The organism is Candidatus Cloacimonas sp. (genome assembly GCA_035403355.1).
Lineage (GTDB): Bacteria > Cloacimonadota > Cloacimonadia > Cloacimonadales > Cloacimonadaceae > Cloacimonas.
Map to the genome: position 1 here is coordinate 5,284 of DAONFA010000005.1, position 15,013 is coordinate 20,296.

At 40.8% G+C, this 15,013-nt stretch carries 12 protein-coding genes and 1 other RNA gene; 11 read left to right on the forward strand and 2 right to left on the reverse strand.

All coding sequences use genetic code 11. From position 1 onward, the window contains the following. Positions 1 to 260: 260 nt before the first annotated feature. From PLE33_02580 to PLE33_02630, 11 genes are all read left to right on the forward strand, one after another. Positions 261 to 1,007, forward strand: a complete 747-nt coding sequence (locus tag PLE33_02580; protein HPS60132.1) for an NAD+ synthase — start codon at positions 261 to 263, stop codon at positions 1,005 to 1,007. Continuing rightward, entirely contained in the window at positions 1,008 to 2,183 is a 1,176-nt protein-coding gene (locus PLE33_02585) for a hypothetical protein (GenBank protein ID HPS60133.1), read from the forward strand. Then, a complete protein-coding gene (ribD, locus tag PLE33_02590) occupies positions 2,180 to 3,286 on the forward strand; it encodes a bifunctional diaminohydroxyphosphoribosylaminopyrimidine deaminase/5-amino-6-(5-phosphoribosylamino)uracil reductase RibD (GenBank protein ID HPS60134.1) in 1,107 nt (368 codons plus the stop codon). Before PLE33_02585 ends, ribD begins: the two co-directional genes overlap by 4 nt. A 69-nt stretch (positions 3,287 to 3,355) precedes the next feature. Beyond that, entirely contained in the window at positions 3,356 to 3,751 is a 396-nt protein-coding gene (locus PLE33_02595; protein HPS60135.1) for a cupin domain-containing protein, read from the forward strand. Between the two features lie 233 nt (positions 3,752 to 3,984). Beyond that, positions 3,985 to 4,164 carry a hypothetical protein gene (locus tag PLE33_02600; GenBank protein ID HPS60136.1) on the forward strand — a complete coding sequence of 60 codons (180 nt, stop codon included), beginning with the start codon at positions 3,985 to 3,987 and terminating at the stop codon, positions 4,162 to 4,164. A gap of 60 nt (positions 4,165 to 4,224) precedes the next feature. Continuing rightward, positions 4,225 to 5,007 (forward strand): 16S rRNA (adenine(1518)-N(6)/adenine(1519)-N(6))-dimethyltransferase RsmA, encoded by a 783-nt coding sequence (gene rsmA, locus PLE33_02605; protein HPS60137.1) that lies wholly within the window; start codon positions 4,225 to 4,227, stop codon positions 5,005 to 5,007. Then, positions 4,985 to 6,826 (forward strand): hypothetical protein, encoded by a 1,842-nt coding sequence (locus tag PLE33_02610; GenBank protein ID HPS60138.1) that lies wholly within the window; start codon positions 4,985 to 4,987, stop codon positions 6,824 to 6,826. The genes rsmA and PLE33_02610 overlap by 23 nt, the downstream gene beginning before the upstream one ends. Positions 6,827 to 6,860: 34 nt before the next feature. Further along, positions 6,861 to 6,959: signal recognition particle sRNA small type (gene ffs, locus PLE33_02615), an RNA gene on the forward strand. Positions 6,960 to 7,058: 99 nt separating this feature from the next. Next, positions 7,059 to 9,938 carry a M14 family zinc carboxypeptidase gene (locus tag PLE33_02620; GenBank protein ID HPS60139.1) on the forward strand — a complete coding sequence of 960 codons (2,880 nt, stop codon included), beginning with the start codon at positions 7,059 to 7,061 and terminating at the stop codon, positions 9,936 to 9,938. 11 nt (positions 9,939 to 9,949) lie between these two features. Further along, positions 9,950 to 10,441: a DUF192 domain-containing protein gene (locus PLE33_02625; protein ID HPS60140.1), complete on the forward strand. Its 492-nt coding sequence runs from the start codon at positions 9,950 to 9,952 to the stop codon at positions 10,439 to 10,441. Then, on the forward strand, positions 10,423 to 11,316 hold the full coding sequence (locus tag PLE33_02630; GenBank protein HPS60141.1) for a divergent polysaccharide deacetylase family protein: 894 nt from the start codon (positions 10,423 to 10,425) through the stop codon (positions 11,314 to 11,316). Before PLE33_02625 ends, PLE33_02630 begins: the two co-directional genes overlap by 19 nt. Positions 11,317 to 11,648: 332 nt before the next feature. Here the strand turns inward: PLE33_02630 and PLE33_02635 are convergent, their stop codons facing one another. Both PLE33_02635 and sppA read right to left on the reverse strand, forming a co-directional pair. Next, positions 11,649 to 13,166, reverse strand: a complete 1,518-nt coding sequence (locus PLE33_02635) for an Rne/Rng family ribonuclease (protein HPS60142.1) — start codon at positions 13,164 to 13,166, stop codon at positions 11,649 to 11,651. A 1-nt stretch (position 13,167) separates the two neighbouring features. Continuing rightward, positions 13,168 to 14,886, reverse strand: coding sequence for a signal peptide peptidase SppA (sppA, locus tag PLE33_02640; GenBank protein ID HPS60143.1), 1,719 nt, complete (start codon positions 14,884 to 14,886; stop codon positions 13,168 to 13,170). Positions 14,887 to 15,013 lie beyond the last annotated feature (127 nt).

Below are 15,013 nucleotides of genomic sequence, written 5' to 3' on the forward strand. Positions count from 1 at the left end.
AAACCTACCTCCGGTTACTTTGAAGGCAGGTGAAAATTGTAAGTCAAAACCTACCTCCGGTTACTTTGAAGGCAGGTGAAAATTGTAAGTCAAAACCTACCCCCGGTTACCTTGAAGGCAGGCGAAAATTGTAAGTCAGAACCTCCCAACGGTTACTGTTTGCTGTTTGTAATACTCCTGTTCAGCAGAATTCGCTTGACGAAAAGAACCAAGTATTAGAGACGGATAATGTTTATAGTAAACGGAAGGAAGATTATGCTATGCTAAATATGCAACAGGAAAAAGAGAGAATAACCAATTTCATTCGGGATTATTGCCGAAAAAGCAAATTCGCAAACCTGGTGATTGGTCTTTCCGGAGGAGTAGATTCTGCTGTGGTTGCCACTTCAGCCGTTCAGGCAATTGGCAAAGAACATCTTTTTGCCTATTGTTTGCCCTATCGGGAAAGTAATCCTGATAGTTGGGCGGATGCTTCTCTGGTGGCAAAATACCTGGGCATTTCTATGCAGACCATATTGATAGACGATTTAACCGATAGTTATTTTGCAAAATATGCTTTAACTGCAACTCCTTTGCGCAAAGGAAATTGGATGGCACGCATCAGGATGAATATTCTTTATGACCAGGCAGCGGAAAAAAATGGCTTAGTAATCGGCACTGGTAATCGGAGTGAAATGTTAGTCGGCTATTTTACTCAGTTTGGCGATGCTGCCTGTGCTTTTGAGCCCATTGCCCATTTATATAAAACCGAGGTCTGGGAACTGGCGAAGGAATTGGGTCTTCCGGAAAAAGTGATTCAGAAAATCCCTACAGCTGATTTATGGTCAGGTCAAAGCGACGAATTGGAGATGGGAATCAGTTATCCCGTTTTAGACAGTGTGCTGCAATATTTAACGGAAGGCGAAAAAAAGCCGGAACTGCCGGAAGAAACAATCACCAAAGTGCGGAAAATGGTAGAAAATTCCAGTTTCAAACGCCAGTTGCCTCCTTTTTTAGAGAGGCGTTAAGTGCTGAAGATTTTTAAGAGTTCACGCTGCCAATCCTGTTATACCGAAAGGGCGTTGCGAATGTGTCCCCGGAAAAGAAAAAATATCTGCTGGCTTTGCTGTAATGAGACACGCAGCGATACACGCTGTCCGGAAACTTGTGCTTACGCTCCCCAAAAAGATGAGACAAACCCGTTTCCTGCATTTAAAGCCGATTCTCGTGCCGAAGCCGAAAATGCTATTAAACATCATATAGACCTTTGGATAGGTAAAGAAAATTCTTTCCTGCAAAATAAAACTCCCGAAAAAGCAGCTGGTGAAAATCCCCAGGAAATGCTTGCCTGGTTAAGTGGATTTCAATATCCGGTATATTTTCCAATGGATTATCTGCTGAATAAGTTAAATTTGCCTTTCACTCCTGCTGCCAAAAATGAGGATCCCGAGGACTATGCAGAAAAATGGATGACAGCCCTTATTCAGATGAAATGGAATGAATTACGCCAATTCACTGTCAATCAGAATCCGATGGAGGATTTGGCGGAAAGGTATATTGAGCTGCTTAAGGCAATTTCTCTTTTAAGTAAAATATCTACCTACAGTGTATTATACAGCGGACTGGGGGAAGATGGAATTACGGCTCTGGTTTTTGCGGAATTGAATCATAAACAGGATTGGACTTTGGTGCTGAGCAACACTAACGGTAACTGGAAAATCAGACAAAACATCGCCGGTAATCCTCAAGCGTATTTTAAACAAAATAAAATCTATACCGATATAGCTGAAGCCCTCGGCAAAGGGGATGACGCAAAAGTTTGGGATTTACTTTGCGCTGCTTTGAAAATTTATCCCGATAGTCCTGATCTTTATTATTACCGCGCTTTATACTGGCAAATGGTAAAACAAAGAGATAAAGCAGCGGTGGATTTCTTTAATGCTATAGCTTTAGATAATACTTGGAAGGAGCCCTACCTGCATTTAAGCGCTCACTATTTAGCGGAAGGAAATTATGAACAGGCAACACTCTGGCTGGAGGAATTGAATTTCCTGCACCCGGATGACCCTAATGTGCTGAATAACCTTGCCGCTGCCTATGCCGGAAGCGGAAAAACGGAACAGGCAAAAGCCCTCTGGCAGCAAATTGTGCAAAAATACCCAACTTTTGAAATAGCCCGCAAAAATCTGGAAAAACTGCAATGACTGAAGCCCGAATTAAACAATATATGGGGATGGCAATCCGAGCTGCAGAAAAAGCACGGGGGAAATGCTCTCCCAATCCTTTCGTGGGCTCAGTTATCGTGAAAAATGATACTGTGCTCAGCCAGGGCTGGACTTTGGAATATGGCAGTGACCATTCAGAAATTCAGGCACTTAAAAAAGCCGGGAAAAAAGCCCGAGGTGCAACCTTGTTTGTCACTTTGGAACCCTGCTCCCATTATGGAAAAACGCCACCCTGTGCCCAAGCCATCATTGAGGCAGGAATTAAAGAGGTCTTCATTGGAATTTCCGATCCCAATCCTTTGGTGAAAGGAAAAGGCATTCAAATGTTGCAAGAGGCAGGAATTGAAGTTCATTGCGGCTATCTGGAAGATGCAATCCGCACTCAACTGGAATATTACCTTTGTTATATGCAGAAAAACAGACCTTTCGTAACCTGGAAAACTGCCCTTACTCTGGATGGTAAATACGCCGCTGAAGATAATTCCTCACGCTGGATAACGGGAAATATTGCCCGCCAATTTGTCCATCGCTTGCGGAGTGAAAATGATGTGGTTTTAACCGGCATCAAAACTGTTCTAAGTGACAATTCATTGCTGAATGTGCGTTTACCGGGAAATCACAAACAACCCCTGCGCATAGTTTTAGACCCCTTGCTACAAATTCCCATGCAGTCAGAATTTGTAACTATCGCCTCATCCTTTCCCGCAATGATTATTACTTCCCCCGCAATGCTGAAAACCCGAAAAGCTGAGGAATTGCAACAAAAAGGGGTTAAAATAGAAACCCTGCAATGCCGGAACAACCATTTTAACTTACACGAGGTCTTGCAGTTATTATCTCAAATGAAATACTACAGTGTTCTGCTGGAAACGGGTAGCGGCATTGCCGAAGCATTTATCAGAGAAAAATTGGTGGATAAATTTATCTTTATCTACGGTGCCAAAATATTGGGTGGGACAAAAAGCCCTTTGCCAACTTTGGGTATTGAAAATATCAATCAAGCGATACCGATGGAAAAAATCAGCTGCCGTAAAATGGGACAGGACATTATGGTTACTGCCTATCCAGTATATTCAGCTTAAATATTTGGCTTTCTTGCCTATCGCTTTAGTTTATCTATTACAGAATAAAATCCTGATTAGGAGGAAACAATGAAAATTATCCATTACACCGAAGTGGAATTGGAACCCGTAACGGTAGAAGGTGCTGAAAAAGCACAAATCCGCTGGCTGATTGCCCAAGAAGACGGTGCTCCTACTTTTGCGATGCGAATGTTTGAAATTGAACCCGGGGGGCATACTCCCTACCATCAACATAATTGGGAACACGAGGTTTACTGCCTTTCCGGAAAAGGTGCTTTGGTTACGGAACGAGGAGAAATGGCTTTTGGTGCCGATGACGCTATTTTCGTGGATCCCAATCTGATACATACATTTAAAAATGTCGGAAATGAGACCCTGAAGTTTCTATGCCTGATACCGCATGAGAAACCGGTTATTAAAAAAGCGCTCAATCCTTTTGCCGATGAGGAAGCAAATAACTGCTAAGAAGATAGAAGGTTTGCCTCCCCAGCAACCGGTTCTTGCTTTTTTTGCTATGCGGAAAAGTTAGCGAAACAAAAATTAGCCGGTTTAATGGGTTCAATAAAATAACCCTCTTCAGGAAAAAAGAGTTGACTTTAAAGCTCTCTATCCGAAAATGGCTCAACACAATGCTTATTTAGGAACTTAATAAGCAAAAACCGTCCCTAAAATAAGGATTATATAGAAAGGAGATAACAATGGCGAAAAATACTCGCGGTAAAGGATTAAAAAACCTGCCCAATCACGGTAGAGGTGAATGCCCCGTCTGTCATAAAACAGGCATCAAACTGCTCTATGAAGTGAAGGTTGGCGAAAAAACCTATAAGGTTTGCAAAACCTGTAAAGATAAAGCTGCCGAGAAATTAAGCGCACAATAATTTGCAGGTGGCTTTCGTTCAGCTAATCATTATCCAAACGAAAGCATAATTTATTACAAGATGCAAGCCCTGAAAGCTCTGGGGCAGAATTTCCTGATTGATGAAACAATAGCTGCGGAAATAGTAGCTTTAGCCGAATTACAACCCTCGGATAAGGTTTGGGAAATAGGACCCGGAAAAGGTATTTTAACCACTGAAATTATTAAATACAATGTTCAGTTGCGGGCTTTTGAATTAGATAAACGCCTGCAAAAATACCTTACTCAGCGCTATGGCAATAAGGTCTTACTGGAATTTACCGATATTTTGAAAGCGGACTGGCTTTCGTATCTCCAAAAGGATGGAGGCACCTTAAAATTGATTGCTAATATCCCCTATCAGATAACCAGTCCGCTTTTATATCTGCTGGAGAAATACAGTTCTTCCTTTTCCCGCATCGTGATGATGGTGCAAAAAGAAGTAGCGGAACGGCTTAGCGCTAAGCCAGGCAGTAAAAATTATGCTCCTTTAACCATCCGTTTAGGTTTGGTTTATGATATTTTTAGTAAGCTGCAGGTTAGCAAAGACAAGTTTTATCCTGTGCCCAAAGTTAATTCTACGGTAATTTTAATGCTTCCGCGGGTAAATAAACCGGTTATTGGTAATCCCGAACTGTTTAATAAACTGCTGGAAACAGCTTTTGCCCATCGGAGAAAAACCCTGGCGAATAATCTGCTGCCTGTTTTGGGAGCGGAAAAAACAGCAAAATTGGCAGACCTTTCACAACTAAACTTCAAAAAACGAGGGGAAGAACTTGCAGAAGAGGATTTTATTCTGCTTAGTGATTGCTGGGCTGCTTTATAGTCCAATATTACGGGCTCAAAATAAGGGTCTGGATTGGACTGTTTATTCCAGTGAACAGGTTTTAAACATCCATAATGCCTTGCAATTTATGTATTCTCCTTCCTCCAGAACAAGATTTATCATCAACAGCATCAGCAATACGGAGAACCGGTTGAATTTCAATCAGGAAGCCAAGAATGCTGAATTGAATGTCGGTTTGGAACTGGCACACAGAAATTTCCTGCATACTTTCAGCTCCAATTATATAACCCTCTTTGATAACAGCGATCTTGAGCCCTCGGCTTATGTGAATAAAACTGCTGCTATAGGTTATCAGCTAACTTATTCCCCTTTGGATAGTTTGCAGATAGGTATTTTCAGCAAAGGCATTTTACGCAATGAGCAAGACCGCTATGTGAGTAACAACCTGCTTTCCAGTGATGGCTATTGGCTTGGCTCTAATGTTCATTATTCCGCTTTTTCACAAAATTCCGCTGGAGGAATAACTGCCAATGCAGAACGCAAGAAAATGAACTGGGAATCCTTTGACTATGCAAATTTGGGAGCAAATTACAACTTTTCCGGTAATTACTTAAACTGGAACTGCCTTGCCAACTATAATTACCATAATGAAGACATCTATGTTTTAACCTCTCCCGAACAAGATGCCACCCGCAGTAACTATCTGCACACTGATAATCAGCTCCGCCATAATATTTCCTTTTCTACAAACGCCCAGGTCTTTCCGAACGATTTTGTCCAGTTGGAATTCAGGGATGATTACAACCAACGGAAAACCAGCTACAGTAAAAATGAAATCCGCAATAATACAGACCACTATAATTTCGCTCAGCTTTCCCTGGACTGTCAAATTCTGCCTGGTATCCTGTGGCAGAATGATTTAGCCCATACTTATGCCATTAAGGATTATTACTATGATCTCAATACCAGGAATACGGAAAATAGACATCTCGGCAGTAGAATCAATTGGGAATATAGTGAAGGTGATTCTTTAATTGCTTCTTATGCTGTAGATTTACAGCTTATCAAATTTCCCGAAGACAATAATCAATGGGATAACGACCTCTTGTCTCATAATTTGCGTTTGGGCTGGAAACATTACTTGCACGAGAGAATAGTTTTGGGAAACTGGTTCGGCTATGGGTTCAGCAAAGATGTCTATCTGGATTCCCTGCTTTCAGCTAATAATAAAAGAATAAGCAGCTGGAATTTATCTCCCGAATGTAAAATCCTGATCGGTGACCGCCTGGCTTTTTTTCAGAACTATCAAATAAGAGCCGATTATAGCGATTACATTTATCAAACGGGTAAAAGTAACACCCTATATCGGCAATTGGGCTTTCAATATGATTTGGTGTTTGATACTTATCCTTTAATAGCTCGTTCTTTAGATACCCAATGGCTGAAACTGCCTTTTCGGAACAGTCCTGATAATGCCTTTATGCTTGATCTTGGTTTCGCTTACGAAGAAAATCAGTATGCTCAAGAAAAGCAGAACTTTTATGAATTACAAACCAAAAACAGACGCTGGACAGCTAATATTGATTTCCGCCACGATATTAGAACTTTTTATTGGTCTCTTGCTCCTAAATATTCCTGGGGAACCTGGCAGGAATTGAGAATTGACTTTATTTCCGCCTGCCTTTTTAATAACGATTCCCTGCTGGAATTTAAGCTTTCTCCTTTTATTGATGATTTTACGGAGATAGATTCTTTCACTTTTGCCAAATTCAACTCTCACAAATTCTGCAGCTTTCTTAAACAATGTTCTGAAGCGGCGGACTGGCGTTTATCCACCACTCTGAAATTGCGTTTTTGATTGACAGAATAAAGGAAATAAAATCGTTGAACTTTGCCAGGCACAATGCAATAACTGCAAGTGAACTATGTCAGATCAGGAATGAAGCAGCATTAAGCTTAAACAGTTATGTGACATTGTTTGCCTGGCTTTTCTTCTTAACTGATAAAAAATGGTATAAGATATGCTTATCAATTAGGAATGGATTTCCGCTGACGCAGAAAAAACAATAAGAACAACAAGGATTAAAATAATGAAACGCATCCTTTTTACTTTATGCCTGCTGACTATAGCTACAGCTGTTTTTGCTTATCCTTTACGCATTCAAAGCTGGAACATAGAAAAAGACCTTAAAAAGCTGAATGAACTAAAGGTCAGCATTGATTATGTAAACCTGCAAACAGGAATTATTCACATAGAAGTGCGTAACGATGAAGAAAGGGATAAAATACACAGCGTAGGGCTATTAACAGAGCTTTTGCCCAATACCGCGGAAGCATATTTTGCTTCTCTGGCTGAAGGGACTAAAGATGATAGAAGTTATTACACTTTAACTCAATACCAGAATTTTATGCAACTAACGGCAGCTCAATATCCCGATATCTGTCAACTGGTTCAATTTGGCACCAGTGTTCAAAACAGACCTTTATTAATGCTGAAAATAAGTGATAATGTAAATGTGGAAGAAAACGAGCCGGAGCTTAAATACCTCAGCAGTATCCATGGAGATGAAGTTGTCGGCTACGATATGCTTATCCGTTTAATTCAATTACTTACAACTCAGTATGGAATAGACCCGCGGATAACGAATCTTGTGGATAACACGGAAATTTGGATAAATCCGATGCTTAATCCGGATGGTTATACTGCAGGAGTTCGTTATAATGCCAATGGAATAGATTTGAACCGTAATTTTCCTATGCCTACAGGAAATCAACATCCCGATTCCGAACCCTGGGCTGTGGAAACAATTGCCGTTATGGATTTCAGTAATGCTCACGATTTTGATTTGGCTATTAACTTTCATGGCGGTTCGCTGGTGATAAACTATCCCTGGGATTACACTTATACCTTAGCCCCGGATAATGATTTGCTCATAGAAATGGCTTTAACCTATTCCCGGGAAAATTCTCCGCTGTTCAACAGCACAGAATTTCCGCAAGGAATTACTAATGGAGCTGCCTGGTATGTTATTACGGGCAGTATGCAGGACTGGAATTATTATTATACCGATTGTATTGAACTAACTGCCGAAATTGGCAATGATAAATGGCCTCCTGCTTCTAATTTGGATTCTTATTGGGCTGATAACGAAGAATCTATGTTAAAATATATTGAATTTGCCCAAAACGGAGTTAAAGGAATTGTTACCAACTCTTCTGGAACTCCCATTGCCGCTACAATTACTGTAGCAGGAAATTCCAAACTGGAACATACCGACCTGCCAGCAGGTGACTATCATCGTTTATTGCTTCCGGGAACTTATCAAATAACTGCTTCCGCTGATGGCTATATACCTCAAACAGTGAATATTACAGTTCCTCCAACCGGTTCCTATAGCCAAAACTTTACTTTACAATCAGCTCTGCTGACAACTTTTGAGGGACAGGTTCGCACTCCGGCAGGAAATGCATTATCTGGAGCAAGCGTAACTCTGAACAGCAATCCCCAAATTTCTGTTCAAACAGATGCGGAAGGATTATTTTCCTTAACTGTTTATGAAGGTGATTATCAAATTTGTATTGCTGCCTTGGATAATTCTACCGGCACTTATCCTGTCCAGATAAGGCATAATTGCCAACGCAATATCTTTACTATTCAGAATCCTCTCTTCCAGGATAATTTTGAAAACGGACTCGGAAACTGGACTGCTACAGGAACTTGGGGAATTGTAAGTTACGAGGGTTCCAATGTATTAACCGATTCTCCTTCCGGCAATTATGGCAATTCCCAAAATCGCAGTGTTACTATTAATACTCCGCTGTCTTTTGCCCAGGTAGTTAATCCCTTTTTATCTTTCAGGTGTAAATATGCGTTGGAGGAAAGCTATGATTTTGTGTATTTGGAGGCATCTGCTAATGGTAACACCTGGATTGCTTTAGATAGTTATACGGGAACTATAGGCAGTTGGACACCTAAAACTTACTCCCTTGCTGCCTATGCTGGAAATCAGTTATACCTGCGTTTCAGGATAAAGACCGATTATAGTCAAACCGCTGATGGTATCTATATTGACGATGTTAGGATAACCGGTATTAATAATAATATTCCTCTTTATGGAGATGTAACTTCCGACGGTATTATCAATTTGCAGGATATTGCCTTTATCAATGAGTATGCTATTGGTCTTGATCCTATTCCGGAAATTGATGTAAGACCATGGGAAGCATATCGGATTACTAATGCCGATGTAGATGGTAACGGCATAATTGATGCTTTTGACAGCTATCTGCTATGCAAATATATTTCCGTAGGGGATTATCTTCTACCAATTCAATCAGGAATTCCTGAAGAAGTTCCGGTTCCTGTTTTAACTGCCAGCTACAGTGATAACCTATACCTGAATTTCAGCAATATTGATGACTTGAAGTCCTTAACTGTTTCTGTAGCACCCAATTCTATCAATCAGGTTAATCATCAGGGAATTTACGCCAATCAGCCCTTTGTGCAGGCAATAAATAATGAGAACGGTTCTTACGGTTTTGCCGGATATAATATTGACCAGCAATCGCTGTCTATTACCCTGGCAGCTAACCCTGAGGATTTTACTCTCTATTATACGGTAAATGGAGTTCCGGGCACCCAATTTATCAGTATCAGTAATAGCATAAACGATCCGGATGCCCCTGAAACAGTAACTTCTCTTTTGCCCAATAGTCCCAATCCCTTCAATCCGGAAACAACCTTATATTTTACGCTGGCAAAAAATAACACTCCCGTCTCGCTCAATATTTATAATCTTAAGGGGCAGCTTGTGCGTCATCTGGTTTCAGGCGTTTTGGCTTCCGGAAAACACAGTTGCGTTTGGAACGGCTTAGATGATGCCGGTAAAGAAGTTAGCTCCGGAGTATATTTCTCTCGTTTATTTACTCCTGATAATCAACAAACCCGTAAAATGCTGCTTGCCAAATAAGAAAGCTATCAATGCTAAAGAAACATTTTCTCGTTTTAGGGCTTATTGGAATCTGTTTTTTGTTCAGCTGTAAAAAAACCGCTTCCCCAACTCCCGAGCCGGCACCCAAATATGAATTTCGGCAGGAGGGAACTTTGGATATAATTTCTCCTGAAGGTCTTAAAAAAGCTACTTTTGCTATAGAAATTGCCGAAAAGGAAGAAGAACTGATGCAGGGTTTAAAATATCGCGAAAAAATGGCTGATAATGAGGCAATGCTGTTTATTTTTGAATATCCGGATATCTATGATTTTTGGATGCAGGATACATATCTGCCTTTGGATATGCTGTTTATAGCTACCGATGGCACTATTAACGATATTTATGAAAATGCAGTTCCTTTTAGCGAAGAGAGAATTACACCTCGCAATCCCCATCAATATGTGCTGGAAGTTAATGCCGGAATAGTAAAGAAATCAGGTATCAAAACAGGAGATAAAATAGTATGGAAAAAACAGTCCTGAGCTTATTATTGCTGCTAAACCTGCTTCTCTGCGGCTGCGGTAAAAAAACTGAACCGGCAATTCCGGAAGCAAAAGTGGAACCCGAACAAATGGAAAAGACGGAAGAGAAAAAAGAAAGTAAAGCGATTTCCGCTCCGAATATGGCTGCTATTGAATCCTATCAATATACCTGGTCTGAAAATGATGTGATGCCTCCGATAGTAATTATCATTGATGATTTCGGCCAAAATGCAGGTCAACTGCTGGATGATTTTTCTGCCCTGCCGGCTAAAATCTCTTTTGCTATTTTACCGGATTTGCCTTACACGCAAACAGTTGCCCGCCTGGCTGAGAAAACACAGCACAATGTTTTAATTCATATTCCGATGCAGGCAATTGACCATAACGCCAATCCCGGCAAAAGATTTCTGAAAACGGGAATGGATAAATATGAAATCTCCAGTTTATTACAGGATTTTTACGCCCAAATTCCCAATGCCGTTGCCGCCAATAATCACATGGGCAGTGAGGTAACTTCCGATCTTCCTGCAATGAACATTGTATTGGAAGAATTGGATGAGCTGGGTTTGTATTTCCTGGATAGCGCTACTATCAATAAAAGTGCAGCTTTTACGGCAGCAAAGAACCTGGGGCTTAAAATAGCCAAAAGAGATATCTTTCTGGATGTCCCGGATAATAGCGATGCTACAATTATAAGCAAAATTGAAGGTTTAGCAAAATACAAAGGCAGAAAAGAGCCGGTGGTAATTATTACTCATTGCCATAATCGCGAGAAGCTGAATGCCTTGCAAAAATTCCTTACCCAGATTGATAATATGGGCATAGAACTGATGAGCGTTGAGGAACTTTTCCGCCAGCTTGGCAGCCCTGCCTGAAAAAGAAATTTAATTATAAAAAAAGCGGAGCTTCAGCGAGCTCCGGCTACAGGGTAGCTGGGCAGCCCTGCCTGAAAAAGAAATTTAATTATAAAAAAAGCGGAGCTTCAGCGAGCTCCGGCTACAGGGTAGCTGGGTAGCCCTGCCTGAAAAAGAAATTTGCTAACCCGAAGCAAGAAGATAAATTGCCCGCTGTTTAAGCAGATTTTTACATAATGTCTGCGTTATGTGCGTAATATTAGTTTCTTTTCTCGTTGTAAAAAATCCGCATAAAACCCTATCATCCGCTATTTCTATGTTGCCAATTTTGGGTCTTTTGCGTCCTGCTTACATTACGAAAACTTGGATGTTATATCTTCCATTCCGGGTAAAAGATATACCTTAAACTGGTCAATCCGGATAGCAGGATCGGAGGTAAATTCAATTTGATCTTTGTAGTTAGTAAAATCCTCGTTATGTTGATTGATATGATTTAATAACTCAGGACTAACAGCAATGCGCAAGGTCTTATCCTTAATAAAATAATCGCTGCGATTCAGCCACCTGTAAATACGCATAATAACCGTATCCTTGCTTAAAATGCGTCCGCTGCCGTTGCAGAAAGGGCAGGGATCGGAAAAATTGGAGATTAAAGTGTTCCGCATTCTTTTACGGGTAACTTCCACAAGCCCAAGCTCCGTAAACGAATAGACCTTATTTTTGGCACGGTCACGGCGCAATCCTTTTTTCAGCATTTCCAGCACTTCGGTTTTATGTTTTTCTTCCGTCATATCAATAAAATCAACTATAATTACCCCGGAAAGGTCACGCAGACGAATTTGACGAGCTATTTCTGCAGCCGCTTCCAGATTTGTTTTTCGCACTGTTTCATCGTAATTTGTTTTGCCGGTAAAACTTCCGGTATTCACATCTACGGCTACAAGAGCTTCTGTCTGTTCAATTCTGATATTACCTCCACTGGGAAGATAAATTCGGCTATGCAAGACAGTTTCAATTTTCTTTTCAATTCCCCAGGCATCAAAAATGGGGGAATCCTCGCGGTAAATTTCTATATTGCTAACCAGTTCGGGAGAACTATCAGCCAATTGGGAAATAATGCGTTTGGCAAAATTCTTGTCATCAATAACCAGGCGGTCAACATTCTCCCCAAACAGATCCCTAATCAGATAATTTTCCAGAGCGTTTTCTTCAAACACGCAAACCGGTGCTTTGGCATATTTAATTTGTTTATCTATCAACCGCCAGGTTTTCAACAGTGCCTTATATTCTGCCCGGAAATCTTCTTCTTCACAGCCCTCGGCTTCAGTTCTTACAATTAAACCGAATCCGGGATCTTTAATCCCGGAAAGAATATTGCGTATGCGATTGCGTTCTGCCTGAACATATATTTTGCGGGAAATGGCTATTTTATCCTTATTGGGAAAAAGCACAAGGAACTTTCCCGGAATGGAAATCTGACCAGTTAAGCGTGCACCCTTTGTTCCAATGGGTCCTTTATGAACTTGAACGATAATTTCCTGCCCTGGTTTTAAGAGTTTATCTATTTGTGAGGAGTCCTCAGGGTTAACTTTCGTGCGGGGTGAAGCATTTTCATAAATATCCAGGAAATCCATCACAATGTCACTGTAATGTAAAAAAGCGGTTCGCTCCAGTCCAATTTCAATAAAGGCAGCACCCATTCCGGGCAAAACATCCTTCACAATACCTTTATAGATATTGCCAACTATGTTTTGTTGCTCCCGGCGCTCCACAAAGAGTTCTACTAAGCGGTTATCTTCCAAAACTGCCACCCGCTTTTCCAGGGGGTGGACATTTACGATTATTTCTGTGTTAAAGGAATCCTTTTTCATTTTAGTCCAAAGTATAAGGCATTAAATACAGCAATTCACCCGTGGCTGGAATTTGCCTTAAATATTGTTCCAGACGGTCTGCAGGAGTGGCATCGTTTTGCCAATGTGTTTTCACATTCATCAGATCAGATTCCTTCAGGGTCTGCCAAAAACTTTCCTTAACCGGGAAATTGACGGCAGAATATTCAGTTGCCTTAGCCAAAGAAGCAGCTTTGGCAATTGCCTTATCCAAAGTTCCAATTTCATCTATCAGTTTATTGGCAAGAGCATCTTCAGCACTGAAAACGCGTCCTTCGGCAACTGCCTCAATATTTGCGGGGGCAATTTTTCGCGCCGTCATCACTCTCTGCTTAAATTCATTGTAGGTAGCTGTGGAATTGCGTTTCAGAGATTCTATAATAGCCGGATCGTAATGCTCCAAAGGGCTTAAGCCACCGGCAAATTTTCCATATTTTAAGGTCTGCGAGTGAATTCCAATTTTATTCCCCAATCCTGTCATTTCTGGAATTAGACCAATTACACCAATGGAGCCGGTTAAAGTTCCCGGGTCTGCAATCATATAGTCCCCGGCGCAGGAAATATAATAACCACCGGAAGCAGCTGTTCCTCCCATTGAAATCACCAAAGGATACTCCCTTTTCAGCTTAAGTAATTGCTGATAAATAAGCTCGGATTCCAAAGCGGAACCACCGGGACTATTTATTCTTAAGACCACTGCTTTAATATCTTTATGCCGGTGAATCTGCTTAATAATCTTCTTCACTTTTGCTTCGCTGATCACACTTTGATTGCTAAAATCATAACCCGAAACAGGAGTTATATTTCCATTCAAATAAACAACAGCTATTTTATCGCCTTTGTTCTTGCTGGCAGCAGGCAAATAATTAGCTATTTTTACTAATTTATCCTCTTCCAAGCCCAAACTGCTCAGCATTTCATCACGCCCCATAGCATAATCTATCAGCTGTAATTCCTTAGCTTTCTCAGCGCTGAGCATAAAGTCCTCCCGCATTTCAAAAATAGCTTTTACTTTTGCGGTTTCTAATTTTCGGTTTTGGGCAACAACTGCAAGCAATTGATTATAAATATCTTGTAAGGCAGCATCAATGTTTTCTCTGGTGCCTTTACTAAGTTCTGTTTGCGAATAGGGCTCTCCTGCTCCTTTATATGCCCCCGATTGTAAAATATGCATTTTAATGCCTAATTTATCCAGCATCTCTTTATAGAAAAGCATATTAGCAGATACACCCTGAAGCGCCAAACCTGCAGAAGCAGAGGGTTCCATATAAATTTTGGAAGCACTGGAGGCAAGTAAATAGTCCCCTTGCGTGAAGTTATCCCCGAAAGCAATCACGGGCTTGCCGCTTTTTTGGAAAGTTTTTATGGCTAAAGTCATTTCTGCCAGAGAAGGATAATTGGTCATCACCATTCGGGGCTCAATAAGCATCCCTTTTATCCGGTCATCTGTAGCGGCAGCTTTTATTTTATCACAAATTTCCTGAACACCGGGAGCTGAAACATTTACAAAGCGCAATTCCTCCATCTCGTTATAATCTGCCAGCGCAGCATTAGGATTTACATATAACCACGCATCGGATGGGATTTTGGCAACTTTGGTTCCATTCACCCCAAAAGTGACAATAAAACCAAGGATAAAAGTAGCGATGAAGGCAACTACAAAGATTAAACAGCCCCACAGAACGGTCTTGTTAGATTTCATAATAGCAAAACTCCTTTATTGGTTATCCGAATTGCGCTTCGGCAAACCATTGAACCTGCTTTCCAATTCTGCTTTGACAGATTTCAATGATAATATATATAAATATCCCTTCTTTGCCAAATCAAAA